Origin of the sequence: Pseudomonas sp. URMO17WK12:I12, assembly GCF_000514395.1 — a bacterium.
Classification (GTDB): Bacteria; Pseudomonadota; Gammaproteobacteria; order Pseudomonadales; family Pseudomonadaceae; genus Aquipseudomonas; species Aquipseudomonas mucoides.
Map to the genome: position 1 here is coordinate 465,249 of NZ_KI911392.1, position 26,140 is coordinate 491,388.

General features: G+C 59.4%; 23 protein-coding genes and 1 pseudogene. 18 read left to right on the forward strand and 6 right to left on the reverse strand.

The window, feature by feature from the left end; all coding sequences use genetic code 11:
- Positions 1-93: 93 nt before the first annotated feature.
- The 8 genes from D882_RS0129105 (at position 94) to D882_RS0129140 (ending at position 7,365) form a co-directional block, all read left to right on the forward strand.
- Complete coding sequence (locus tag D882_RS0129105) at positions 94-1,434, forward strand: OprD family porin (protein ID WP_027926477.1); 1,341 nt, start codon at positions 94-96, stop codon at positions 1,432-1,434.
- 292 nt (positions 1,435-1,726) lie between these two features.
- Entirely contained in the window at positions 1,727-2,365 is a 639-nt protein-coding gene (locus D882_RS0129110) for a peroxiredoxin (protein WP_027926478.1), read from the forward strand.
- 259 nt (positions 2,366-2,624) lie between these two features.
- Positions 2,625-3,218, forward strand: coding sequence for an NADPH-dependent FMN reductase (gene ssuE / locus D882_RS0129115; protein WP_027926479.1), 594 nt, complete (start codon positions 2,625-2,627; stop codon positions 3,216-3,218).
- A gap of 89 nt (positions 3,219-3,307) precedes the next feature.
- Positions 3,308-4,273, forward strand: a complete 966-nt coding sequence (locus D882_RS0129120) for a sulfonate ABC transporter substrate-binding protein (protein ID WP_027926480.1) — start codon at positions 3,308-3,310, stop codon at positions 4,271-4,273.
- Between the two features lie 26 nt (positions 4,274-4,299).
- Entirely contained in the window at positions 4,300-5,448 is a 1,149-nt protein-coding gene (ssuD, locus tag D882_RS0129125) for an FMNH2-dependent alkanesulfonate monooxygenase (protein ID WP_027926481.1), read from the forward strand.
- 8 nt (positions 5,449-5,456) lie between these two features.
- Positions 5,457-6,239 (forward strand): aliphatic sulfonate ABC transporter permease SsuC, encoded by a 783-nt coding sequence (gene ssuC, locus D882_RS0129130; RefSeq protein ID WP_027926482.1) that lies wholly within the window; start codon positions 5,457-5,459, stop codon positions 6,237-6,239.
- Entirely contained in the window at positions 6,236-7,042 is an 807-nt protein-coding gene (gene ssuB, locus D882_RS0129135; protein WP_027926483.1) for an aliphatic sulfonates ABC transporter ATP-binding protein, read from the forward strand. The genes ssuC and ssuB overlap by 4 nt, the downstream gene beginning before the upstream one ends.
- Before the next feature lie 107 nt (positions 7,043-7,149).
- Positions 7,150-7,365 (forward strand): molybdopterin-binding protein, encoded by a 216-nt coding sequence (locus D882_RS0129140; protein ID WP_003229256.1) that lies wholly within the window; start codon positions 7,150-7,152, stop codon positions 7,363-7,365.
- 143 nt (positions 7,366-7,508) lie between these two features.
- On the opposite strand, the gene D882_RS0129145 is transcribed toward D882_RS0129140, so the two are convergent.
- Together D882_RS0129145 and D882_RS0129150 are read right to left on the reverse strand one after the other, a co-directional pair.
- Positions 7,509-8,147, reverse strand: coding sequence for a TetR/AcrR family transcriptional regulator (locus D882_RS0129145; protein ID WP_027926484.1), 639 nt, complete (start codon positions 8,145-8,147; stop codon positions 7,509-7,511).
- A gap of 227 nt (positions 8,148-8,374) precedes the next feature.
- Positions 8,375-9,751, reverse strand: a complete 1,377-nt coding sequence (locus D882_RS0129150; protein ID WP_017341358.1) for a glutamine synthetase family protein — start codon at positions 9,749-9,751, stop codon at positions 8,375-8,377.
- A gap of 278 nt (positions 9,752-10,029) precedes the next feature.
- On the opposite strand from D882_RS0129150, the pseudogene D882_RS1000000133335 reads away from it, so the two are divergent.
- The 8 genes and pseudogenes from D882_RS1000000133335 to D882_RS0129185 form a co-directional block, all read left to right on the forward strand.
- Positions 10,030-10,320: pseudogene (locus D882_RS1000000133335) on the forward strand (gamma-glutamyl-gamma-aminobutyrate hydrolase family protein); the annotation flags it as partial.
- Between the two features lie 111 nt (positions 10,321-10,431).
- Entirely contained in the window at positions 10,432-11,790 is a 1,359-nt protein-coding gene (locus D882_RS0129155; protein ID WP_027926485.1) for a glutamine synthetase family protein, read from the forward strand.
- A 59-nt stretch (positions 11,791-11,849) separates the two neighbouring features.
- On the forward strand, positions 11,850-13,214 hold the full coding sequence (locus tag D882_RS0129160; protein ID WP_027926486.1) for an aspartate aminotransferase family protein: 1,365 nt from the start codon (positions 11,850-11,852) through the stop codon (positions 13,212-13,214).
- A 183-nt stretch (positions 13,215-13,397) separates the two neighbouring features.
- Entirely contained in the window at positions 13,398-14,495 is a 1,098-nt protein-coding gene (locus D882_RS0129165; RefSeq protein WP_027926487.1) for a polyamine ABC transporter substrate-binding protein, read from the forward strand.
- A gap of 245 nt (positions 14,496-14,740) precedes the next feature.
- Positions 14,741-15,838 carry a polyamine ABC transporter substrate-binding protein gene (locus tag D882_RS0129170; RefSeq protein ID WP_027926488.1) on the forward strand — a complete coding sequence of 366 codons (1,098 nt, stop codon included), beginning with the start codon at positions 14,741-14,743 and terminating at the stop codon, positions 15,836-15,838.
- A gap of 73 nt (positions 15,839-15,911) precedes the next feature.
- Positions 15,912-17,054 (forward strand): ABC transporter ATP-binding protein, encoded by a 1,143-nt coding sequence (locus tag D882_RS0129175; RefSeq protein WP_027926489.1) that lies wholly within the window; start codon positions 15,912-15,914, stop codon positions 17,052-17,054.
- Positions 17,055-17,089: 35 nt separating this feature from the next.
- Positions 17,090-17,971, forward strand: coding sequence for an ABC transporter permease subunit (locus D882_RS0129180; RefSeq protein ID WP_172825964.1), 882 nt, complete (start codon positions 17,090-17,092; stop codon positions 17,969-17,971).
- A complete protein-coding gene (locus D882_RS0129185) occupies positions 17,968-18,858 on the forward strand; it encodes an ABC transporter permease subunit (RefSeq protein ID WP_027926491.1) in 891 nt (296 codons plus the stop codon). The genes D882_RS0129180 and D882_RS0129185 overlap by 4 nt, the downstream gene beginning before the upstream one ends.
- A 142-nt stretch (positions 18,859-19,000) precedes the next feature.
- Here the strand turns inward: D882_RS0129185 and D882_RS0129190 are convergent, their stop codons facing one another.
- The gene (locus D882_RS0129190) at positions 19,001-19,642 is read right to left on the reverse strand and encodes an HD domain-containing protein (protein WP_027926492.1); all 642 of its coding nucleotides are present in this window, start codon (positions 19,640-19,642) and stop codon (positions 19,001-19,003) included.
- Positions 19,643-19,980: 338 nt separating this feature from the next.
- Between D882_RS0129190 and D882_RS0129195 the strand changes: the two genes are divergently transcribed.
- Positions 19,981-20,946 (forward strand): GlxA family transcriptional regulator, encoded by a 966-nt coding sequence (locus D882_RS0129195; RefSeq protein WP_027926493.1) that lies wholly within the window; start codon positions 19,981-19,983, stop codon positions 20,944-20,946.
- 96 nt (positions 20,947-21,042) lie between these two features.
- Here the strand turns inward: D882_RS0129195 and D882_RS0129200 are convergent, their stop codons facing one another.
- Together D882_RS0129200 and D882_RS0129205 are read right to left on the reverse strand one after the other, a co-directional pair.
- The gene (locus D882_RS0129200) at positions 21,043-23,454 is read right to left on the reverse strand and encodes a penicillin acylase family protein (RefSeq protein ID WP_027926494.1); all 2,412 of its coding nucleotides are present in this window, start codon (positions 23,452-23,454) and stop codon (positions 21,043-21,045) included.
- A 103-nt stretch (positions 23,455-23,557) separates the two neighbouring features.
- Positions 23,558-24,136, reverse strand: a complete 579-nt coding sequence (locus D882_RS0129205) for a DUF6436 domain-containing protein (protein ID WP_027926495.1) — start codon at positions 24,134-24,136, stop codon at positions 23,558-23,560.
- A 96-nt stretch (positions 24,137-24,232) separates the two neighbouring features.
- On the opposite strand from D882_RS0129205, the gene D882_RS0129210 reads away from it, so the two are divergent.
- Positions 24,233-25,180 (forward strand): alpha/beta hydrolase, encoded by a 948-nt coding sequence (locus D882_RS0129210; RefSeq protein WP_027926496.1) that lies wholly within the window; start codon positions 24,233-24,235, stop codon positions 25,178-25,180.
- Positions 25,181-25,284: 104 nt separating this feature from the next.
- Here D882_RS0129210 and D882_RS0129215 read toward each other — a convergent pair whose 3' ends face one another.
- Positions 25,285-26,037 carry a DUF2059 domain-containing protein gene (locus tag D882_RS0129215; RefSeq protein WP_027926497.1) on the reverse strand — a complete coding sequence of 251 codons (753 nt, stop codon included), beginning with the start codon at positions 26,035-26,037 and terminating at the stop codon, positions 25,285-25,287.
- Positions 26,038-26,140 lie beyond the last annotated feature (103 nt).

Sequence of the window (26,140 nt, forward strand, 5' to 3'; positions counted from 1 at the left end):
GCCTAGAAGGCTCGGCAACAATTGCGCGTCTTAGGATCCAGGGCATTCGACCCAGGACCAGGATCACAAGCATTAGTAATGAGGAGCGAAACAATGAACAAGTCCACCTTGGCCATCGCTGTGGCCGTTGGGGTTTTGGCGCAGCAAGCAGGCGCCGCTGGTTTCATCGAAGACAGCAAGGCCACCCTGGGGCTGCGTAACTTCTACATCAACACCGATAACCGTGACGGTACCGGTCCGAACAAAAACGAAGAGTGGGGCCAAGGCTTCGATCTGCGTTTCATCTCCGGTTACACCCAAGGCACCGTCGGCTTCGGTATCGATGCGATCGGCCTGTTGGGCGTGAAGCTGGATTCGGGCGGCGGCACCAACGGCGCGACTGCCACCTCGTACGGCGGCACTGTGTTCCCGAGCAAGTCCAACGGCGAAGCGGTTGATGACTTCTCCAGCCTGGGCCTGACGGCCAAGGCCAAGGTTTCCCAGACTGAGCTGAAACTGGGCACCTTGCAGCCGAAAAACCCGGTCATCGTGACCAACGATGGTCGTCTGCTGCCGCAAACGTGGCAGGGTGGCCAGATCACTTCCGCCGAGATCAAGGACCTGTCCCTGGTCGGTGGTCAGATCGAAGCCGTTAAAGGCCGTAACTCCAGCAACAACGAGCAGATGTCCATTTCGGGCGCGAACTCCCGTGGGACCAAATTCCGTGACAGCAACAAGTTCATCTACGCCGGTGGTGACTACAAAATCACCAAGGACCTGACGGCCCAGTACTACTACGGCAACCTGGAAGAGTTCTACAAGCAACACTTCCTGGGTCTGGTTCACAACTGGGCAATCGGCCCGGGCGTGTTGAAGTCGGATTTCCGTTACTTCAACAGCTCTGACGACGGTGCCAACGGTCACGACCCGCTGTACTACACCACTGGCAACTACAACGCGCCAAACGGTAAAGGCAAGGTCGACAACAACCTGTACAGCGGCCTGTTCCTGTATTCGGTTGCCGGTCATACCTTCGGTGGCGGTTACCAGGTCAGCAACGGCAGCAGCGACTTCCCTTGGCTGAACCAGGGTGACGGTTCGTCGAACTACACCATCACCGATTCGCAAATCCAGAAGTTCGGCCGTGCCGGCGAGAAAACCTGGCAAGCACGCTACTCGTTCGACTTCGCCAAGGTTGGCGTACCAGGCCTGACCGCCGGTATGGTTTACCTGCGCGGTGACAACATCGACACCGTCAACGCAAAAGGTGGCGAGTTGGCCAACGGCGCTTCCGAGTGGGAACGCGACTTGAGCGTTGCCTACGTCCTTCAGGACGGCCCGCTGAAGAACCTTGGTGTTGCCTGGAAAAACGCTATGTGGCGCACTGACCTGCCGGGCACTCGCTCCCAGGACGAAAACCGCCTGATCCTCAGCTACTCGATCCCGCTGTTGTAATAGCGCTCTTGTAACCGAGACAAAAAAAGCCCCGCCCGGCATCTCGCCCGGCGGGGCTTTTGCGTTTCAAGGCGGGGTCACCCCCGTAAACCCGCCTCGAAATTCCCCTCTTTTGCAGCACTCAAGGCCTTCTCGAACCTTGTGGGCGATGTTGGGCGCGTTGTCTGTTCGCGTCCAGTGAACAGATCTTTAATATTTCTTTATGATCTAAATAAATCGATATTTATTCTTTTTAATTATTCTCGGATGCGGGCAAAGTCGAGCTCAACACGCATTCACCAGGAGCAGCATCATGAGCCTCAGACTTGGCGATATCGCCCCCGACTTTGAACAGGACTCCAGCGCCGGCACCCTCCGTTTCCACGAATGGCTGGGCGATAGCTGGGGTGTGCTGTTTTCCCATCCGGCGGACTTCACCCCGGTGTGCACCACCGAATTGGGGTTCACCGCCCGGCTCAAGGACGAATTTTCCCAGCGCGGGGTCAAGGCCATCGCCCTGTCGGTTGACCCGGTGGACTCGCATCACCGGTGGATCGAGGACATCAACGAAACCCAGAACACCCTCGTCAACTTCCCGATCCTCGCCGATGCCGACCGCAAGGTGTCGGACCTGTACGACCTGATTCATCCCAACGCCAACGACACCCTGACCGTGCGCTCGCTGTTCGTGATCGACCCGAACAAAAAGATTCGGCTGACCATCACCTACCCGGCGAGTACCGGCCGCAACTTCCACGAAATCCTGCGGGTCATTGATTCGCTGCAACTCACCGATAACTACAAGGTGGCGACCCCGGCCAACTGGCAGGACGGTGATGAAGTGGTAATCGTGCCGTCGCTCAAGGACGAAGATGAAATCAAGCAACGTTTTCCCAAGGGTTATCGGACGGTGAAACCGTATCTGCGCCTGACGCCGCAGCCGAATCGCTAAACATTTTCTGCGTGGCTTGAATCGCCATCGCAATGAGGCCCTGACAGGCACTGCAGAACCCAGATCCAATAGCAGGGGATTTCAGGCCGTTTCGACGGCCTTTTTTTATGCCAGTAAAGCACTGATTTATATATCTCCATAAAGCATAACCAAATGAATAAATATGATTTATGGATATAACAATCAGCTGTTAAGGTCACTCCCATCCCAGCGAGATCGCAAACCGCGAATCGCCAACACCGTTCAAGGAATCCTCTGAATGCTGGTCGTCTCACTCGGTGGCAGTCCCAGCCAACGCTCCCGATCCGGGGTGCTGCTGGAACGCTCCCAGCGCTGGTTGCAGGAGCAAGGGGTAGAAGTGGTGAGTTACCAGATTCGGGATTTCCCGGCGGAAGACTTGCTGCACGCACGCTTCGACAGCCCCAAGGTCATCGACCTGCTGCAACAGATTGAAAACGCCGATGGCCTGCTGATCGCCACACCGGTTTACAAAGCGTCGTTCTCCGGCGCACTGAAAACCGTGCTGGACCTGCTGCCCGAGCGCGCCCTGGCCCACAAGGTCGTATTGCCGATGGCCACCGGCGGCAGCATCGCCCACATGCTGGCGGTGGACTACGCACTCAAGCCCGTGCTGTCGGCACTGAAAGCCCAGGAAATGCTTCACGGAATTTTTGCGGTAGATAGCCAGATCGCTTACGGCGAAGGCAGTGCCCAGGCGCAATTGGCGCCGGAGCTGGAACAACGATTGAACGAGTCGCTGGAACTGTTTTGCAGCGCCATGGCGCGACGGCCCAAGCCGCTCGATCCGAACCTGTTGAATGAACGTTTGTTGAGTGCTCGCTGGAGCATTTGAGCCTCACCCGACATTGATCCACTCACCTTACTCAGCCGCCAACGGCCAAGCAGGTGCAGCCAACACCCAACTGCAAAAAGGAGAGCGCTATGCGCACTGTCATTTTGCGTCGTGGTCTGGTCGCTCTGTTTGTTGCGGCTGTGTCCTTCGGCGCCATTACTCAAGCTCAAGCCGAGACGTTGCGAATCGGTTATCAAAAGTACGGCACGCTGGTGCTGCTCAAAGCCAAGGGCACCCTGGAAAAACGTCTCGCCGCCCAAGGCGTGGACGTGCAATGGACTGAATTCCCCGGCGGCCCGCAGCTGCTCGAAGGCCTGAACGTTGGCTCCATCGACTTCGGTGTGACCGGTGAAACCCCGCCGGTGTTCGCCCAGGCTGCCGGCGCCGATCTGCTCTACGTCGCCTACGAACCACCGGCGCCCCACAGCGAAGCGATCCTGGTGCCGAAGGACTCGCCGATCAAATCGGTGAAGGACCTCAAGGGCAAGAAAGTCGTGCTCAACAAAGGCTCCAACGTCCACTACCTGTTAGTGCGTGCGCTGGAAGACGCCGGCCTCAAATACACCGACATCCAGACCGTGTTCCTGCCGCCAGCCGATGCTCGCGCTGCTTTTGAGCGTGGCAGCGTCGACGCCTGGGTCATCTGGGACCCGTACCAGGCCGCTGCCGAGAAACAACTGCAAGCGCACACCTTGCGCGATGGCCAGGGCATCGTCGACAACCATCAGTTCTACCTCGCGACCAAACCTTACGCACAGAAAAATCCTGAGGTGATCAAGACCCTCGTCGAAGAAGTGCGCGCGGTCGGTGAATGGTCCAAGGCCAATCCCGAAGACGTGACCCAACAGGTGTCGCCACTGCTCGGTCTGCCTGCCGACATCACCCTGACCTCGGTGAAACGCCAGGGCTATGGCGCGCTGTTCCTCACGCCTGAAGTGGTCGCCGCGCAACAGAAAATCGCCGACACCTTCTACCAGCTCAAGCTGATTCCGAAGCCGTTGAGCATCAAAGACGTGATCTGGACGCCACCGGCAGCCGTTGCGAAAGCGCAGTAATTCGATTCTTTGAAGGAGACCACTCCATGAGCCTCAATATTTTCTGGTTCCTGCCTACCCACGGCGACGGCCATTACCTTGGCACCGCCGAAGGCGCTCGCGCCGTCGACCACGGTTACCTGCAACAAGTCGCGCAAGCGGCGGATCGATTGGGTTTCGGCGGGGTGCTGATTCCTACCGGGCGCTCCTGCGAAGACTCGTGGCTGGTGGCCGCGTCGCTGATCCCGGTGACCCAGCGTTTGAAATTCCTTGTCGCTCTGCGCCCCGGGATCATTTCCCCGACGGTGGCCGCGCGTCAGGCGGCGACCCTGGATCGTCTGTCTGGCGGTCGTGCGTTGTTTAATCTGGTCACGGGCGGTGATCCGGACGAATTGGCCGGCGACGGTTTGTTCCTCAGCCACGAAGAGCGCTATCAGGCCTCGGTGGAGTTCACCCGCATTTGGCGTCGCGTGCTCGAAGGCGAAACCGTTGATTACGACGGTCAGCACATCAGCGTGAAAGGGGCGAAATTGCTCTATCCGCCGATCCAGCAACCGCGTCCGCCGCTGTACTTCGGTGGCTCGTCGGAAGCGGCGCAAGACCTCGCGGCAGAGCAAGTGGAAATGGTCCTGACCTGGGGCGAACCGCCGGCCGCCGTGGCCGAAAAAATCGAGCAAGTGCGCGCCAAAGCGGCGAAGCTCGGTCGCACAGTGCGCTTCGGTATTCGTCTGCATGTAATCGTTCGCGAGACCAACGCCGAAGCCTGGCAAGCCGCCGATAAATTGATCTCGCATCTGGACGATGAAACCATCGCTCGTGCCCAGGCTTCGCTGGCGCGTTTCGATTCCGTCGGCCAGCAACGCATGGCCGCCCTGCATGGCGGCAGCCGCGACAACCTCGAAGTCAGCCCCAACCTGTGGGCCGGTGTCGGTCTGGTGCGTGGCGGTGCCGGTACGGCATTGGTCGGCGACGGCCCGACCGTGGCCGCCCGCGTGAAGGAGTACGCGGACCTGGGCATCGACACCTTTATCTTCTCCGGTTATCCACACCTTGAAGAGTCTTACCGCGTGGCCGAATTGCTCTTTCCGCATCTGGACATTCAACGTCCGGAGTTGCCGAAGGGGGCCAACTACGTCAGCCCGTTCGGCGAGATGGTCGCCAACGACATCCTTCCCAAAGCCGCGTCCCGGAGCTGAGGCGCGCCATGAAAAAAATCATCCACAACCTCGCGCCGTGGGCGTTGCCGGTGTTGCTGCTGGCGGTGTGGCAGTTGTCGGTATCGGCGGGCTGGTTGTCGACGCGGATCCTGCCAGCACCGATCGCCGTGATCGAAGCCGGTGTGAGCCTGGTGCGCAGCGGTGAAATCTGGACGCACCTGGCAATCAGCGGCTGGCGCGCCGCGTTGGGCTTCACTATCGGCGGCTGCATCGGCCTGGTGCTGGGCTTCATCACCGGCCTGTCGACATGGGGCGAACGCCTGATCGACAGTTCGGTGCAGATGATCCGCAACGTGCCGCACCTGGCGCTGATTCCACTGGTGATTTTGTGGTTCGGCATCGACGAGTCGGCGAAGATTTTCCTGGTGGCGCTGGGCACGTTGTTCCCGATTTACCTCAACACCTATCACGGCATCCGCAACGTCGATCCGGCACTGGTGGAGATGGCGCGCAGTTATGGCTTGTCTGGTTTCAGCCTGTTTCGCCAGGTGATTCTGCCGGGTGCGCTGCCTTCGATTCTGGTCGGTGTGCGTTTTGCGTTGGGCTTCATGTGGCTGACGCTGATCGTTGCGGAAACCATTTCGGCCAGTTCCGGTATCGGTTATCTGGCGATGAATGCCCGAGAGTTTTTGCAGACCGACGTGGTGGTGCTGGCGATTCTTCTGTACGCGGTGCTTGGCAAACTGGCCGACCTCGCGGCCCGTGGACTTGAACGCGTATGGCTGCGCTGGCACCCGGCTTATCAGGTAGTCAAAGGAGGTGCGGCATGACCGCTCAGCAACCTCCACGCCTGCTGCGCGGGATTGCGCTGGTGGTGCGCAAGCTGCAAAAAACCTTTGGCTCGCGGCAGGTATTGCGCGAGATCGATCTGCACATTCCGGCGGGCCAATTCGTTGCGGTGGTCGGGCGCAGCGGCTGCGGCAAAAGTACGTTGCTACGTTTGCTGGCGGGCCTCGACCAGCCTACGGGCGGTGACTTGCTCGCCGGCGCTGCGCCGTTGAGTGATGCGCGGGAAGACACCCGATTGATGTTCCAGGAAGCGCGTTTGCTGCCGTGGAAAAAGGTCATCGACAACGTCGGCCTCGGCCTTAATGGCGACTGGCGTGCGCAAGCCCTTGAAGCACTGGAGTCGGTCGGCCTGGCGGATCGCGCCAATGAATGGCCGGCGGCCTTGTCCGGTGGACAAAAGCAACGTGTGGCGCTGGCCCGTGCGTTGATCCATCAACCGCGCTTGCTGCTGCTCGACGAACCGCTGGGCGCGCTGGATGCCCTGACCCGAATTGAGATGCAGCAACTGATCGAGCGGCTCTGGCGCAAGCATGGTTTCACCGTGTTGCTGGTGACCCACGACGTCAGTGAAGCGGTGGCGATTGCCGACCGGGTGATCCTGATCGAAGAGGGCGAAGTCGGCCTCGACCTGATGGTGGAACTGCCGCGCCCTCGGGTGCGCGGCTCGCATCGGCTGGCGGCACTGGAAACCGAAGTCCTCAATCGCGTCCTCGCACAGCCCGGCGAACCGCCGGAACCGGAACCCGTTTCACCCTTGCCTACGCAATTGCGTTGGGCGCAATAGACGCAGCGGCGAGTTGCAAGCTTCAAGCGGAAAGAGGAAGCAGAGCGCTTTTACTTGCTGCTTGTAGCTTGCCACTTGCAGCTCATTTCGACCTCAGGAGAAATCGTATGACTATCAAAGCCATCAACGTTCGTAACCAATTCAAAGGCTCGATCAAGGAAATCGTACTGGGCGACGTGCTGTCGGAAATCGACGTTCAGACCGCATCCGGCATCGTTACTTCGGTGATCACCACCCGCTCGGTGAAAGAGCTGGAACTGGTGGTCGGCAGTGAAGTGATTGCGTTTGTGAAATCCACTGAAGTGTCGATCGCCAAGTTGTAACTTATTCAGTGAAATCGGCGGTGCGGCCTTCGCGAGCAGGCTCGCTCCTACAGGGATTTTTGTCGTACACAAATTCTGTGTGCGCTGAAGATCAACTGTAGGAGTGAGCCTGCTCGCGATGGGGCCATTAAAACCCGCGAAAATCAGGCAGGGATAACGCGCTTGTGTAAGTACGGCGGCAAGTACAACCCAAGATAAGCATCAAACACCCGCATCCCTTCCTCGGCCATCCGCGGCGTGATCTGACCATGCTGCTGCACCGAGCGCGCATAAACGCGGTCACCGAGCTCCATCGCCAGCGCAAACACATCCACGTCCGTTGGCAGCTTCGGCAATTCGAAATGGTGATCGAAAAGTTTGTGCATCAGGTCGCCCAGTTCGATGTCGTGCTGGCGGTCGGCCTGGGTGACTTCGGTCAGGCCATGCTGGGCGAGGATCAATTGGCGGGCGGCGGCGTCTTCGCTGTAGATCGCCAGCATACGCTGCTCCACCAGGCGCGACAGGTCACGCCAGCCGCTGAGGGCGCCATGCTCGATGGGCGCTTGCAGGCAGGCGCGGAACGCGGCGTGGACGTCGGCCGTCAGCGCTTCAAGCAGCGCCGGGACGCTGGCGAAGAAGTGGTAGACGGAGGAGGGCGGGATCTCCGCGCGCTCGGCGACGCTGTAGATCGACAGACTGGCCACGCCCTCGGCGGCCAGCAGCGTGCGGGCGGCATCGAGTATCGAATCGATCCGCGCCTGACTGCGGGCGCGGGGTTTGCGTGGAGTGGCGAGTCGGGTCATTGAAGTCTCCTGCGGGGGCAGCGGGCATTGTACGAGCAGGGTTTGATGTTGTCTGCCAGGACGCCATCGCGAGCAAGCTCGCTCCCACAGTTGATCGATGTGAAACACAGATTTTGCGTACGCCATAGATCCCTGTGGGCGTGAGCTTGCTCGCGACCCGCCGAAGGCGGCCATAAAAAAACGCCGTAAGCTGTAAAGCCGACGGCGTTCTTTTTTACTGCAACCGCTTACACGGTATGCAGGTACCAGTTGTACTCAAGGTCGGAGATGGAGTGTTCAAACTCCTCCAGCTCGCTTTCCTTACAGGCCACGAAGATATCGATGTATTTAGGATCGATGTACTTGGCCATGACTTCGCTGTCGTCCAGCTCACGCAATGCGTCGCGCAGGTTGTTCGGCAGGCTTTGCTCGTTCTGCTCGTAGGAGTTGCCTTCCACGGGCGCGCCCGGCTCGATCTTGTTGGTCAGACCGTGATGCACGCCTGCCAGGACCGAAGCCATCAACAGGTATGGGTTGGCGTCGGCGCCGGCCACACGGTGTTCGATGCGTACGGCATCGGAGGAACCGGTTGGAACGCGGATCGCTACAGTACGGTTGTCCAGGCCCCAGCACGGCGAGTTCGGCACGTAGAACTGTGCGCCGAAACGACGGTAGGAGTTGACGTTCGGGCAGAGGAAAGCCATCTGCGCGGGTAGGGTCTCGAGCACACCGCCGATCGCGTGACGCAGTGCGGCGTTCTGCTCGGGATCCTCGCTGGCAAAAATGTTTTTGCCGTCTTTATCAAGAATCGAGATATGTACGTGCAGACCGTTGCCCGCCTGGCCCGGGTAAGGCTTGGCCATGAACGTGGTGTCCATTTCATGGTCGTAGGCGATGTTCTTGATCAGGCGCTTGAGCAGGACCGCGTAGTCACAGGCCTTGATCGGGTCGGCCACGTGGTGCAGGTTCACTTCGAACTGCGCCGGGGCACTTTCCTTGACGATGGCGTCGGCCGGGATGCCTTGCTCTTTCGCACCTTCCAGAATGTCCTGGAGGCAGTCGACGTATTCGTCGAGGTCGTCGATCAGGTAGACCTGAGTCGAGTGCGGGCGTTTGCCGGAGATCGGCGAGCGCGGAGGTTGTGGGCGGCCGTTCACGTTCTCCTGGTCGATCAGGTAGAACTCCAGTTCGAAGGCTGCGCAGATGGTCAGGCCCATCTCGTCGAACTTGGTCACAACTTGACGCAGGACTTCACGGGGATCCGCGAAGAAAGGGTCACCTTCGAGTTCGTGCATGGTCATCAACAGTTGCGCGGTAGGGCGCTTCTGCCAAGGCTCATTGCACAGGGTGTCAGGGATTGGATAGCAGATTCGGTCAGCATCACCGATGTCCAGGCCCAGGCCGGTGCTTTCCACCGTCGAACCATTGATATCCAGAGCAAATAGAGAGGCCGGCAGGTTGATGCCTTTCTCGTAAACCTTGTGGAGGCTGGTGCGTTCAATGCGCTTGCCGCGCACCACACCATTCATATCCGCAATCAGAAGGTCAACGTACAGAACCTCAGGATGTTCCTTAAGGAACGCGTTCGCTTCGTTAAGCTGAACGGCACGCGGGGGTACCGACATGATGCAACACCTTTGTTGTTAAAAATATCAATCATTGATCTCTTCGGATTCCAGTCAACCCGAACGGCATGCCGAAGTCAAGCGAGGCCTTTTTTGCCCTAAAAAAGCGCTCGTAAGGCTTTTTTGGGGCACTTTGGAGCGTTTTTATGCCTTTGAACGCTTTGGCTGCCGCGGGCTTGAGCGGGGCGTGTTGTATTTTTTACGGGGGTGTTGTGTAAAAAAATGAACAAGGCTAAGCTCGATTCAAACCCATAACACCAATAATACCGGGGTGCTTCATGTCTCGCCTGCCGTTAATCGGCGTCACCAACTGCTCTAGGCAGATTGGTCTGCATGCTTATCACATCAGTGGCGACACCTTCGTCCGCGCCGTGGCCTCGAAGGCTCCGGGACGGCTGGTCTTTCTGCCGTCCCTGACGGATTGCCTGTCTCCGTCCGATATTCTGGACGGCCGAGATGGCACCCCCATTACGGTTACTTCATTCAATATAGAACCGATTCACAATAGCGGCCCGGCTTTCGCTCAGGGCATTGCTCGTGATTCTGCACGCCCGGCGTTTGCCGCACCGTCCGGGGAAACACGATAGCCTGACGTAGACACCCGTTTCAACGCGACGCCGATGCGTCAACTATTGCCTGATGCGAGCAAGCGTCAGGAAACTCAAAGCCTAGAGGCATTTATGAGTAACAACCTCGACCAGCTCACCGATTGGTTGAAAGACCACAAGATCACAGAAGTCGAATGCATGATCGCCGACTTGACCGGGATCACCCGGGGCAAGATCTCGCCGACCAACAAGTTCATTGCAGAAAAAGGCATGCGCCTGCCCGAAAGCGTTCTGTTGCAGACCGTGACTGGCGACTATGTCGAAGACGACATCTATTACGAACTGCTCGACCCGGCCGACATCGACATGATCTGCCGCCCCGACCAGAACGCCGTATTCCTCGTGCCGTGGGCCATCGAGCCCACCGCCCAGGTGATCCACGACACCTACGACAAGCAAGGCAACCCGATCGAGCTGTCGCCGCGCAACGTGCTCAAAAAGGTCCTCAAACTCTATTCCGACCGCGGCTGGCAGCCCATCGTGGCGCCGGAAATGGAGTTCTACCTGACCAAGCGCAGCGACGACCCCGACTACCCGCTGCAACCGCCAATCGGCCGTTCCGGGCGTCCGGAAATCGGGCGTCAGTCGTTCTCGATCGAAGCGGCGAACGAATTCGACCCGCTGTTCGAAGACGTCTACGACTGGTGCGAATTGCAGGAACTGGACCTCGACACGCTGATCCACGAAGACGGCACGGCGCAGATGGAAATCAACTTCCGTCACGGCGATGCCCTGTCCCTGGCCGACCAGATCCTGGTGTTCAAGCGCACCATGCGTGAAGCCGCGCTCAAGCATGACGTGGCGGCGACGTTCATGGCCAAGCCCATGACCGGCGAGCCGGGCAGCGCGATGCACTTGCACCAGAGCATCATCGACATCGAAACCGGCAAGAACATCTTCTCCAATGAAGACGGGACCATGAGCCAACTGTTCCTGCACCACATCGGTGGCTTGCAGAAGCTGATCCCTGAGTTGTTACCGCTGTTCGCACCGAACGTGAACTCGTTCCGCCGCTTCCTGCCGGACACCTCGGCACCGGTGAACGTGGAGTGGGGCGAAGAGAACCGCACCGTGGGCCTGCGGGTTCCGGATGCCGGGCCGCAAAACCGTCGGGTGGAAAACCGCCTGCCGGGCGCTGACGCCAACCCGTACCTGGCGATTGCCGCGAGCTTGCTCTGCGGCTACATCGGCATGGTCGAAGGGCTCAACCCGAGCGCACCGGTGGTGGGTCGTGGCTATGAGCGCCGCAACCTGCGCCTGCCACTGACCATCGAGGACGCGCTGGAACGCATGGAAAACAGCACGACCATCGAGAAATACCTGGGCAAAAACTTCATCACTGGCTACGTCGCGGTCAAGCGGGCCGAGCATGAAAACTTCAAGCGCGTCATCAGTTCGTGGGAGCGTGAATTCCTGCTCTTCGCCGTCTGATACGCCGGGCGCCGTCGTTGTCGGGCGGCGCTTTCACCTGATTTTTTTTGGAGATTGGTATGACCAGCAATAATCCGCAAACCCGTGAATGGCAAACCCTGAGCAACGATCACCACCTGGCCCCGTTCAGCGACTTCAAACAGCTGAAAGAGAAAGGCCCGCGCATCATCACAAACGCCAAGGGCGTTTATCTGTGGGACAGCGAAGGCAACAAGATCCTCGACGGCATGGCCGGCCTGTGGTGCGTCGCGATCGGTTACGGGCGTGATGAACTGGCCGACGCGGCCAGCAAGCAAATGCGCGAACTGCCTTACTACAACCTGTTCTTCCAGACCGCTCACCCGCCGGTACTGGAACTGGCCAAGGCCATCGCCGACATCGCGCCGCAAGGCATGAACCACGTGTTCTTCACCGGTTCCGGCTCCGAAGGCAACGACACCATGCTGCGTATGGTTCGTCACTACTGGGCGATCAAGGGCCAGCCGAAAAAGAAAGTCATCATCAGCCGCAAGAACGGTTATCACGGTTCCACCGTGGCCGGCGCGAGCCTGGGTGGCATGACGTACATGCACGAACAAGGCGACTTGCCGATCCCGGGCATCGTCCACATCGCGCAGCCGTACTGGTTCGGCGAAGGCGGCGACATGACGCCTGAAGAGTTCGGCGTCTGGGCGGCGAATCAGCTGGAAGAGAAGATTCTGGAAATCGGCGTGGACAACGTCGGCGCCTTTATTGCCGAGCCGATCCAGGGTGCCGGCGGCGTGATCATTCCGCCTGAGACCTACTGGCCGCGCATCAAGGAAATCCTCGCCAAGTACGACATCCTGTTCGTGGCAGACGAAGTGATCTGTGGTTTCGGCCGCACCGGTGAGTGGTTCGGTACCGATTACTACGACCTCAAGCCCGACATGATGACCATCGCCAAGGGCCTGACCTCCGGCTACATCCCTATGGGTGGCCTGATCGTGCGTGACGAAGTGGTTGCCGTACTGAACGAAGGCGGCGACTTCAACCACGGTTTCACCTACTCCGGTCACCCGGTGGCGGCTGCGGTGGCACTGGAAAACATCCGCATCCTGCGCGAAGAAAAAATTATCGAGCGCGTTCATGCAGAAACGGCACCCTATTTGCAAAAGCGTCTTCGGGAACTGAACGATCACCCGCTGGTGGGGGAAGTGCGTGGGGTCGGTCTGCTGGGGGCCATTGAACTGGTTCAGGACAAAGCCACGCGTAAACGTTACGAAGGCAAGGGCGTCGGCATGATCTGCCGCCAGTTCTGCTTTGACAACGGCCTGATCATGCGTGCCGTGGGCGACACCATGATCATTGCTCCGCCACTGGTGATTACACCGGCTGAAATCGACGAGTTGGTGACCAAGGCACGCAAGTGTCTGGACCTGACCCTGAGTGCGTTGCAGGGCTAAGTGCTAGGCTCTGAGCGGGGTGCGAAGCTGGCACTTCGCTCAGGGCAAATTAAGGATGGGTCTTTCCTTGAAAGCCTGCCTCGGAACTTGCCAGACTACCGGTTGTTCGGATGCCCAGTAAAAGGCCGCTGAGCACGTGGTTAAAAAGAAAAAATTGGAGCATTACTGATGAAGGCATTAGGTATGAAGATAGCTGGCAAGACCCTTCTCGCCATGTCCCTGTTGGGCGCGATGGCGGGTGCAGTTCAGGCGGACGACAAGGTGTTGCACGTCTATAACTGGTCCGATTACATCGCTCCGGACACGATCGCGAACTTTGAAAAAGAGTCCGGGATCAAGGTGGTGTACGACGTTTTCGACAGCAACGAAACCCTCGAAGCGAAGTTGCTGGCAGGCAAGTCCGGTTACGACATCGTCGTGCCGTCGAACAACTTCCTGGCCAAGCAAATCAAGGCCGGCGTTTACCAGAAGCTGGACAAGTCCAAGCTGCCTAACTGGAAAAACCTGAACCCTGAACTGCTCAAAGCAGTATCGGTGAGTGACCCGGGTAACGAGCACGCCTTCCCGTACATGTGGGGTTCGATCGGTATCGGCTTCAACGCCGAGAAGGTCAAGGCGGCACTGGGCGCCGACGCACCGACCAATTCCTGGGACCTGATCTTCAAGCCTGAAAATGCTGCCAAGTTGAAGTCGTGCGGTATCAGCCTGCTGGATTCGCCAACCGAGATGATTCCGGCGGCGTTGCACTACCTGGGCCTGCCGACCGACAGCCAGAAGAAGGAAGACATCGACAAGGCTGAAGCCCTGCTGTTGAAAGTTCGTCCTTCGATCGCCTACTTCCACTCGTCCAAGTACATCTCCGACCTGGCCAACGGCAACATCTGTGTAGCCGTGGGTTATTCGGGTGACGTGTACCAGGCCAAGTCCCGCGCGGCTGAAGCCGGTGACAAGGTGAAAGTCAGCTACAACATTCCGAAAGAAGGTGCCGGCAGCTTCTACGACATGGTCGCCATCCCTAAAGATGCCGAAAACGTCGAAGGCGCCTACAAGTTCATGACCTACCTGCAGAAGCCGGAAGTCATGGCTGCAATCACCAACGCCGTACGTTTCCCGAACGGTAACGCAGCTGCCACACCGTTGGTTGATAAAGACATCACCAGCGACCCGGGCATCTACCCGCCAGCGGACGTGATGGCCAAGCTGTACGCGATTGCCGACTTGCCGGCCGCGACCCAGCGTCTGCTGACTCGCAGCTGGACCAAGATCAAATCGGGTAAATAAGACGTAAAACCCTGTAGCAGCTGCCGCAGGCTGCGTCCGACTGCGGAGCAGTTGTGCTGTTGAAAACGCGGGAAGGTCCTTCGGACCTTAACGCCGCCTTCGGCAGCTGCTACAGGTATCTGCATAAAAGTTTTGCTGGAACGGTTTTTCGAGGGTAAGTTGCGCGCCGGTTTTGTTGCTGGGCAGCCATGGCTGTCATGTAACGCGGGGCAACTTGGGCCCAACTAATTTTAGAGGACCTCCACTTGCCTATTTTTTCTTTGTTTCGCAATGCCATGCTGGTCGCAGCCGGGTTGACGCTGGCCGTCAATGTCCAGGCCGCCGGCACTGTGCATGTTTATAACTGGTCGGACTACATCGGCTCTACCACCCTGGCAGACTTCCAGAAAGAGACCGGCATCAAGCCGGTTTACGACGTCTTCGATTCCAACGAAACCCTGGAAGGCAAGTTGCTGGCCGGGCGTACCGGTTACGACGTCGTCGTGCCGTCCAACCACTTCCTCGGCAAGCAGATCAAGGCAGGCGCTTTCCAGAAGCTCGACCGCTCCAAACTGACGAACTACGGCAACCTCGACCCGGTGCTGCTCAAGCGCCTGGAGCAGAACGATCCGGGTAACCAGTACGCTGTGCCGTATCTGTGGGGCACCAACGGCATCGGTTACAACGTCGACAAGATCAAGGCTGTGCTGGGCGTCGACAAGATTGATTCCTGGAGCGTGCTGTTCGAGCCGGAGAACATCAAGAAACTGCACAGCTGCGGTGTAGCGTTCCTCGACTCGGCTGACGAAATGATGCCCACGGTCCTCAACTACATGGGCCTGAACGCCAACAGCACCAACCCGGAAGATTACAAAAAGGCCGAAGCCAAGTTGCTGGCCGTGCGGCCTTACGTGACGTACTTCCACTCTTCCAAATACATCACCGACCTGGCCAATGGCGATATCTGCATCGCGATCGGTTTCTCCGGCGACATGTTCCAGGCTCGCAACCGTGCGAACGAAGCCAAGAAAGGCGTGAAGATCGCCTACACGATTCCGAAAGAGGGCGGCGCGCTGTGGTTCGACATGCTGGCGATTCCAAAGGACTCGGCCAACGTCAAGGAAGCCCACGCCTTCATCAACTATTTGCTGAAACCTGAGGTGATTGCCCAGGTCAGTGATTACGTCGGCTACGCCAACCCTAACCCCGGGTCGGACAAACTGATGGAACAGTCCATTCGCACCGACGAAGCGGTTTATCCACCGCAAGCAGTCCTCGACAAGACCTACGTGTCGGTCGAGTTACCACCGAACATTCAACGTTTGATGACCCGTAGCTGGACCAAGGTCAAGACGGGTAAATAGCTTCAAGGCTCAAACTATCCAAGGTTGGCTCACCTTGAGCGAACTGCACTCTTTTTTTCTGGGAGTTTCGTAAATGGCAGTTGCCTCCGGCGCCTATAAGAAAGCCCTCGAGGGCGACCAGTCACCTAAACAGGTGTTGGTCAAAATCGACCGGGTCACGAAGAAGTTCGACGAGACGATTGCCGTGGACGATGTGTCCCTGGAAATCAAGAAAGGCGAGATTTTCGCCCTGCTCGGCGGTTCGGGATCGGGCAAATCCACCTTGCTGCGCATGCTCGCAGGCTTCGAACGGCCCACGGAGGGGCGCATTTACCTCGACGGCGTCGACATCACCGAGATGCCGCCGTACGAGCGACCGATCAACATGATGTTCCAGTCGTACGCTTTGTTCCCGCACATGACCGTGGCGCAGAACATCGCCTTCGGACTCAAGCAGGACAAACTGCCGGCCGCTGAAGTCGATGCCCGCGTGGCCGACATGCTCAAGCTGGTGCAGATGAGCCAGTACGCCAAGCGCAAGCCGCATCAGTTGTCCGGTGGCCAGCGTCAGCGTGTGGCCCTGGCGCGCTCCCTGGCCAAGCGACCGAAGCTGTTGCTGCTCGATGAGCCGATGGGTGCACTGGATAAAAAGCTGCGTTCGCAAATGCAACTGGAGCTGGTCGAGATCATCGAGCGCGTCGGCGTAACCTGCGTCATGGTGACCCACGACCAGGAAGAAGCCATGACCATGGCTGAGCGCATCGCGATCATGCACCTGGGCTGGATCGCCCAGATCGGCAGCCCGATCGACATCTACGAAACCCCGACCAGTCGCCTGGTCTGCGAGTTCATCGGCAACGTCAACATCTTCGACGGTGAAGTGATCGACGACGCCGAAGGTCACGCCACCATCACCTGCAAGGACCTGGACCGCCAGATCTATGTGGGCCACGGCATCAGCACCTCGGTGCAGGACAAATCCGTGACCTACGCGATCCGCCCGGAAAAACTGCTGGTGACGCCGACCATGCCGACCTGTGAATACAACTGGTCCAGCGGCAAGGTGCACGACATCGCCTACCTCGGCGGCCACTCGGTGTTCTACGTCGAACTGCCGAGCGGCAAGATCGTCCAGTCGTTCGTCGCCAACGCCGAGCGCCGTGGCCAGCGCCCGACCTGGGGTGACCAGGTTTACGTGTACTGGGAAGACGACAGCGGCGTGGTGCTTCGTTCATGAACATGCGCAAATTCAAACGCCGCCTCAATCGAATAATTCCCGGTGGCCGTCAGCTGGTCATCGGGGTTCCGTTCATCTGGCTGTTCATGTTCTTCATGTTGCCGTTCTTCATCGTCTTGAAGATCAGCTTCGCCGAAGCCGACGTGGCCATTCCGCCGTACACCGAGATCTACAACTTCGTCGACCAGAAGCTGCAGGTGCTGCTCAACCTCGGCAACTACGCGATGCTCGGCGACGACGAGTTGTACATCGCCGCTTACCTCGGCTCGTTGAAGATGGCGTTGTTCAGCACCATCCTCTGCCTGCTGATCGGTTACCCGATGGCCTACGCCATCGCCAGCGCCCGTAAAGAGCTGCAAACGGTGCTGGTGCTGCTGATCATGATGCCGACCTGGACCGCGATCCTGATTCGCGTGTATGCGTGGATGGGCATCCTCAGCAACAACGGCCTGCTCAACGGTTTCCTGATGAGCATGGGCTGGATCAACGAACCGCTGCAGATCCTCAACACCAACCTCGCGGTGTACATCGGTGTTGTTTATTCCTACCTGCCGTTCATGATCCTGCCGCTCTACGCCAACCTGGTGAAGCACGATCAGAGCCTGCTGGAAGCCGCCTCGGACCTCGGTTCGAGCACGTTCAACAGCTTCTGGAAGATCACGATTCCGCTGTCGAAAAACGGCATCATCGCCGGTTGCATGCTGGTATTTATCCCGGTGGTCGGTGAGTTTGTGATCCCGGAACTGCTCGGCGGTCCGGAAACCCTGATGATCGGTAAAGTGCTGTGGCAAGAGTTCTTCAACAACCGTGACTGGCCGGTGGCGTCTGCCCTGGCGGTGGTGATGCTGGCGATCCTGATTGTGCCGATCATCCTGTTCAACCGCAGTCAGGCCAAAGAAATGGAGGGCAAAGAATGAAGCGCTTCAGTTTCTCCAGCCTGATGCTGGTATTCGGTTTGCTGTTTATCTACGCCCCGATGCTGATCCTGGTGATCTACTCGTTCAACGCCTCGAAACTGGTGACGGTGTGGGGCGGCTGGTCGATCAAGTGGTACGTCGGCCTGCTCGACAACAGCCAACTGATGGGCTCGGTGGTGCGCTCGCTGGAAATCGCCTGCTACACGGCGATTGCAGCGGTTGCGCTCGGTACATTGGCGGCGTTCGTCCTGACCCGTATCACCCACTTCAAGGGGCGTACGCTGTTCGGCGGTCTGGTGACCGCACCGTTGGTGATGCCCGAAGTGATCACCGGTCTGTCGCTGTTGCTGCTGTTCGTGGCGATGGCGCAGATGATCGGTTGGCCACAGGAGCGCGGGATCATCACCATCTGGATTGCGCACACGACGTTCTGTGCCGCGTATGTGGCGGTGGTGGTGTCGGCGCGCTTGCGTGAGCTGGACCTGTCCATCGAAGAAGCGGCCATGGACCTCGGTGCACGGCCGTGGAAGGTGTTCTTCCTGATCACCATCCCGATGATCGCGCCGTCGCTGGCGGCGGGCGGCATGATGTCGTTTGCCCTGTCGCTGGATGACCTGGTGCTGGCGAGTTTCGTGTCGGGCCCGGGTTCCACGACCTTGCCGATGGAAGTGTTCTCGGCGGTGCGCCTGGGCGTGAAGCCGGAGATCAACGCGGTGGCCAGCCTGATTCTGCTGGCGGTGTCGATCGTGACCTTCCTGGTCTGGTTTTTCAGCCGCCGCGCCGAAGAAAGCCGCAAGCGTGCGATTCAGCAAGCCATCGAAGAAGGCGCTGCCGACTCCTGGAAACAACCGGACGTACGCCGCGCCCCGGCGCCGGAAGCGGCTTAAGCGCAATGCCGGGTTGACCACAAATACGTGGCCAACCCAACTCCCCTGTGGGAGCGAGCTTGCTCGCGATGAGGCCATTACATTCAGCGAAGATGTTGAATGTTAGTCCGCCATCGCGAGCAAGCTCGCTCCCACAGTTGTTTCAGGCAACCCAAGGGGATTTGCGGATGATCTCGACAAAGTTCATCGGCTTGAACCCCACCTCGCTGTCCACCAGCACATCCGCATTCACCGTGCCGAACGTCGTGTCCGGCTTGTGCTTGAAGCCGTTGGCGAACGCACACAGGATGCACTCCTTGAACCCATCACCGCGTGGATGCGCATGCACCACCGCCTCGCGCTGCACGGTGGAAAACGCCGCGTAGTCGATTCCCAGCACATCCATTTCAACCCCGGCGGTCACCAGCGCCACGTTCGGCCGCAGGTGCTGCGGCACGCCCGGTGTGGTGTGCAGCGCAATCGACAGCCAGACTTGCTCGATATCGTCATCGCTCAGCCCATAAGGCTTGAGGAACGCCTTGGCGGCATTGGCACTGTCGACTTCAAAACGCTCGTCAGCGCTGCGATGACCTTCCACCAGACCGAGGTCATGGAACATTGCGCCGACGTACAACAGCTCCGGGTTGTAGGCCAGTTGCTTGCGTTCGCCGCTCAAGGCACCGAACAGGAACACCCGGCGGGAGTGGTGATACAGCAGGTCGGATTCGACGTCGCGGATGTATTCGGTGGTGGCCTTGGCCAGTGCGCTGTCGGGGATTTTGATACCGGCAATGATGCTGCTCATGGTGATTTCCTCGTGGGGAACGCCGTGGCGGCGCTGATGGGTAAAGTCTGTGCCGCCCCCTGAAACCGGACAATCGATCCATGGCTGCGATCCTTGCCAATGAACCTGCATATCGCGCCAACCTCGCTTGTTGCGCCTGGATTGGCTAAGTTGGACGGACCTGTAGCAGCTGCCGAGCCTGCGTTCGGCTGCGAAGCAGTCGTAAACCCGGAGTACGCGGTTTACCTGAAAAACCGCGGTGCCTGATTTCACGACTGCTGCGCAGCCGAACGCAGCCTCGCACGCTCGACAGCTGCTACCGGTCGCGTAATGGCTAACAATTGAGGGCGTTTGTTTCCATGAGTAAAACCGTCGCCATCGTGGTCTTCGCCGGCGTTCAGTCCCTGGACGTCACCGGTCCCATGGATGTGTTTTCTGAAGCCAATCGTTTCCTCGAACCAGCGGATCACTATCGATTGGAAGTGATCGGCGTCGAGCGCGGGGTGATGCCGTGTTCCAACGGTCTGTCGCTCAATGCGCACCGGCATTTCAGCGAAGCGCTTGAGGCGTATGACTTGCTGCTGGTGGCCGGTGGGCCGCAGTTGCCGTTCATGGATTTCGGCGCGGCGTTCGATACCTGGTTGCGATCTGCCTGCGCGCGGGCGCAACGCTTTGGCTCGATCTGCAACGGCGCCTTCATCCTCGCCCGGGCCGGATTGCTGGAGGGGCGAACCGTGACGACTCACTGGGGTGACGCTGCCGCGCTGGCTCAGTTATGTCCGTCGACTCAGGTCGAAGCGGATCGCTTGTACGTGCAGGACGGTGAGCTCTACACCTCGGCCGGGGTCACGGCGGGGATCGATTTGTCGTTGTATCTGCTGGCCATGGACCACGGACCGGAAGTCGCATTGAACGTGGCCAAGCGCCTGGTGGTGTTCACCCAACGCTCGGGCGGGCAATCGCAGTTCAGCCCGTTTCTCACGCCCCACGCTGAACCCACCTCTGCCGTGGCGCTGGTTCAGCTCTACGTGCTGGCCAACCTTACCGGCGACCTGACCATCGCGGACCTGGCGAACGCGGCCAACATGAGCACCCGCAATTTTTCCCGGGTGTTCGCCAAGGAAGCCAAAATCACCCCGGCGGAATTCGTCGAGCGGGCGAGGGTGGATGCGGCTCGGGTGCTGCTGGAGAGCACGCATTCGCCGCTCAAGACCGTGGCCTACCAATGTGGATTCCGCGATGCCCAGCACATGCGCAGCGTGTTCAACCGCCGATTGGGGGTAACGCCACAGCAGTTCAGGCTGAACTTTGCGGCGATGGTTTGAAGGCCCCATCGCGAGCAGGTTCACTCCTACAATTGAAACGCATTCCAATGTAGGAGCGAGCTTGCTCGCGATAGCGTCAGTCCAGACACTGAAGATTTAAGGCGCAGCCCTGGCCGGCAAAAACTTCAACGTACTGCGCGTATTGGCCGTGACTTCTTCGTCGTTGAAATGCGCTTCGTAGTACACCCCTTCGACATACGCCTCGGCCTGGTCATCGTAATGACTGTCGAACGGCACGCCGCTCTGGCCGACCGGGTTGATGGTCAGGCTGTGAGCCGGGTCGGCGAAGTCGACCAGGCGCCGTGTCGACGGGCCATAAGTCACCGGCCAGGGTGCCGGGCCGATTTTGGCCGAGAGGTTGTTCGGCACTTCGTGGGTACCGGGTGCGTCGAACGGCCCGACGTTGAAGACCCGATCCAGCGGCTTCTGCACGCCCAGTGGATGACCATGGGTCAGGGTATGCGCCTTGCCCCACTGCCACTGTGCCGAATCCGCGCCGAGGGTGGTCTTGAGGTGGGCGATGCTCGCTTGCCAGGCCACCTTGACGGTGTCGGCGCGGGTTTCCTTGCCGAGGGTGTTGCGGTTGTCCCACCACGGTGAATCAGGCGTGGCAGCCAGGCGCGGCAGTGCGGCATCGATCACGCGGGTCGAGAGCAAGGTCTCGAAAAAATCATTGCCCAGTTCATCGTGCATCGTCGCGTCAGCGAGGTTGAACAGGAACTGGTTGAACAGCGTGGCGCTGGTCGAATCAAGCGGATAGTCGCCTTTCCACTGCGCCAGTTGCTCCACCAGTTTCAGTCCGGCGGGATCACTCACCACCTCACGCAGCACCGGCAATAGCGGTGCCAACAGGCGCGGACCGTAGGCGGTGGTGGTGCCCAGTTGCAGCTTCTGACTGGCGTCGATGTCCCACTTCACATTTTTGTCGCTGAGCTGGCGATTGAGCTGCTGGCCGCGATCGGCCAGGTTGTAATAACCGGGAATCTCCATGCCGGTCGGCGACAGCGGCTGGAAGTTGGCCGAGACGATATAGCCGCGCGCCGGGTTCTCCTCTTGCGGGTTGGCGCTGAACGGGTAGAAACCGTCCTTGTCCGGCTGATTGGTGCTGCCGTCGAGGATGAAACCGGGTTTCACCCCGGCCGCGCGCTTGGGCAGCAGGGCCGAAGCCCACCAGCCGATGTCGCCCTTGGCGTTGGCGTAGACGATGTTCAAACCCGGTGCCTGAACCTTGGCCGCAGCGGCACGCGCCTTGGCCAGGGTGTCGGCGCGGTTGAGCTGATAGAAGCCTTCGAGAATCGGGTTCGGTGTTTCAAGGAACGCCCACCACATCGCCACCGGCGTCTTGCCGGCCGCCGTGCCAAGCGCATCGTTGATGATCGGGCCGTGGGGTGATTGACGCAGCGTCAGCTTGACCGCCTCCTGCCCCTTCACGGCGATCTGTTGCTCAGTGGTGACCATGTCCACCCACTTGCCGCGGTACCAGACCTGGTTCGGATTGTCCGGGTTGGTCTTCTCGGCGATCAGGTCCAGATCGTCGTTCTGGAACATCGTCAGACTCCAGCCGAAGTCCAGGTTGTGGCCCAGAAACGCAAACGGCACCAACGCCTGATGGTGACCGTACAACTCAAAGCCTGGCGCCGAGAGTTGTGCCTCGTACCAGACTGCCGGCACGGAAAAGCGAATATGCGGGTCGCCGGCCAGCAGCGGCTTGCCGCTTTTGGTGCGGTTGCCGGAAATCACCCAGGCATTACTGCCCTCGAATTGCGGCAGGCCATTGTCGGCCAGTGCCTGTTCACTCAGGCGGGCGAGGGCGTTCAAGTCTTTCCAGTCGCTGCTGGACAGGCTTGGCGCAGGCGTGGAATGCCCTTTGGCCAGGACGCCTTTGGGCTGCCAGTCGAGGTCGAAGATGTTCAGGTAGTCGGCACCCAATTGATCGCGCACGAACGTCAGCAACGGTTCGGTGCGAAACGCCGCGGCAAAGCTGTACGCCATGTAACCGGCGACGCTGATGCTGTCTTGCGCCGTGAACGGGCGTTTGTGGATGCCCAGCACGTCGAACTCGACAGGCGCTGCATGCGTGTCCTGATATTGATTGATACCGTCCAGATAAGCTTCCAGGGCCTTCCACGCCGGGGACTGCCGATCCAGCGCGGCGACGTAGCTGTCAGCCCGCTCGCGGATGCGCAGGCTGCGGAACAGCTTGTCAGTGTCGATCAGTTTCGGGCCGAAGATTTCGGCCAGTTCACCACGGGCCAGGCGGCGCATGGCTTCCATCTGGAACAAACGGTCCTGGGCCTGCACATAACCGAGGGTACGGTAGAGGTCGGTCTCGTTTTCCGCGCGGATATGCGGAACGCCGCGCTCGTCGTAGCGCACGCTCACCGAACCTTGCAGGTGCTGCAATTCCACTTGACCCTGGCGCGTCGGCTGCTTGCTGTACACATACCCGCCGACCCCGATGGCGAGCGCGACAATCAGCAAGGCAAGTACGGTCAGGACGCGTTTCATGGTGACTCCTTGTTCTTTTTGGATTGCCGCCCGTGTGGGCTGCCAACATGTAGCACAGACCTCCTGTGCCGGGCATCGCGGTCCTGCAAAAGTCAGTAATGCCTTATTTCACTTCAACGGGCCATGGGCAGTAACAACCGATGGCCAGCGTATGCGTTGCATTCACTGCGCGACCTTCGCTCAGCGCTTGCAGGATGGGTTCGATAAAGCTGTTGTTCGAATTGCAGGTCAGGCCTTCGCTGTACGGGCCGAAGTAAGCCAGTTTGCCGGCGCGGTCCCAGATCGCTACGGCCGGGCTGGCAGGTATCTGTTCAGAGCCGGGCAGGACGGTAATGGTTTTCAGGCTGCTCAATGTGGTGGGGAGCTGGCCGTGACTGCCGGGTTTTTGCACGGCATAAAACTCGACACCCTGTGGCACATAGCGCTCAACCAGTTCGCTCAGGTGTTGCTGATTGCCGACGTTGCACGGGCAGGCCGGGTCCCAGAAGTGCACCAGGCGAATGGCGCCCGGGCCGGCGAGGTCATCGGGCAGGCGCAGCGGGTCGCCGGAAAATACCGCGGTGTGTTCGCTGAACGCCCGCAAGTAACGTCCTTGAAACCAGTCATACGCGGCCCACAGGACACCGGCACACACGAGGGCGAGCAGGCTGGCAAGCAGTGTGGTGCGGTAGGCCGGGCGCATGGGTTTCATCCTCGAAGGCCGGCTAGCTTGCCATGCTTGCTGCGACAGATGAATATCGCAGGCCTATAAAGTCTGTTTAACGCTCTGGAATCTTTCATGTCAGCCACGTTTGCCCCCGATCATTTGCGCGCCAGCCTGCGGCCATTGGCTGAAGGGCAGGCGCTGTCCACCGAGGCCATGGCGTATCAGCACTTTTACGGGCTGGATTTTCCAGGACGTACACTGCGAAGCGGGCTAGGGTGTTTCGAGGTCGATGGCTATCAGTTGGTCAGTCAGTTCTGGTGGCCTGAGCGGGCGAAGGCGACGCTGTTCCTGTTCCACGGTTTCTACGATCACACCGGGCTCTACCGTCATGTGATCGAGTGGGCGCTGGATCAGGGTTTTGCCGTGATTGCCTGCGACTTGCCGGGGCACGGTCTGTCCAGCGGCGAGCGGGCGAGCATCAAGGAATTCGCCGAGTATCAGGACACGCTGCAAGGATTGTTCGCCGAGGCGTTGTCCATTGACCTGCCGCAGCCCTGGCACCTGTGCGGGCAGAGCACGGGCGGGGCGATCGTGATCGATCATGTGCTCAACCACGGCGCGAACAGCCCGGCTCAAGGTCAGGTAATCCTGTTGTCACCCCTGGTCCGGCCGCGTGCCTGGGGGTGGTCAAAGCTCAGCTATTACCTGCTCAAACCGTTCGTCAAAGCCATCGCCCGACGTTTCAGCGAGAACTCCAACGACCCTGATTTCCTGCCATTCCTGCAGGCCGATCCGTTGCAGCCGTTGCGTCTGCCCACGGCGTGGGTCGGGGCATTGGCGCGCTGGATCAAGCGGATCGAAGCCGCACCGAACAGCCCGCGCCGGCCGCTGATTGTGCAGGGGCAGGCGGACATGACGGTGGATTGGGAACATAACCTTGGGGTACTGAAGGCCAAGTTCGATCGGCCTCAGGTGTTGATGTTGCCGGAGGCGCGGCATCATCTGGCGAATGAAACGTTGGTGATGCGGGAGGAGTATTTCGGGTTTTTGAGCAAGCGGATCAAGGGCCGGAATCTATAGCGCCGGTGATGGCCTCATCGCGAGCAGGTTCACTCCTACAGTTGATCGCGTTCCCCCTGTAGGCGTGAGCCTGCTCGCGATAGCGATTTCCCAGACACCGAAGTTTACTGGGAAAGGTTCGAAGTGCTTTGCCCCACCGCCAACCCCGCCCGAATCGCCGCCAGCGCCGCCTGGTAATACGCCTGGCCTTCAGTGGACTCGGCAAACGTAGCGAACTCTTCCAGTTCGTTATCCGACAGGTCGCGATAGACATACAGCAGCGTGTTGTTCAGGTCGCTGCCGATCTGGTCCATCAAACGCAGGCGCTGACCGTTCAAGATCCCTTGCGACTGTCCACTGCCGAGCAACCCGGGGATCATCGAACTCAGGCTGTCAGCCGCGACACCGGCAATCGCCAGGCTGACCTCAGCACCCGCCTCGCGAGCGGGCAGGGCCTGGGCCAGGTGGCCGATGATCAGTTGACGGCTGTCGCTGGCCTGCATCTTCGGCAGGCCCTTGGCGTTTTTCGCCAGTTGGTCGCGACGGGTGGCCAGCAACTCGGCAGCCACGACTTTTTTGCCCAAGGGCGATTGGAAGAAGGTCAGTGCCGGTTTTGGGTCGGCCAGGCTTTTGCGTAATTGTGCTTCGGCGCGTTGATCGACCGACTGCGGAGCGAATCGCTGATTGCTGTTGTTGACCAGTGCCTGAAACACCGCCGGTGGCAGGCTGCTTTCGTAGCGTTGTTGCGCGGCTGTCAGGGCATCGTTGAAATGCGCACGTTGGTCTGGCCAGCCGGCGACTTTATACAACTGGTCGTGGCCGTCTGCCCAAGCGGGCAAAACACAGAGCATCAACAGTGAAAAAAGCAACCGGCGCATAGGGACTCCTGTCAGCAGGCGACTATTCTCCGTGTGGCATCCGTACTTGTCGAGAATTCGTATCAACCCGCTGCGTGGCTCTGTCGGATTTTCAGGCACAGGA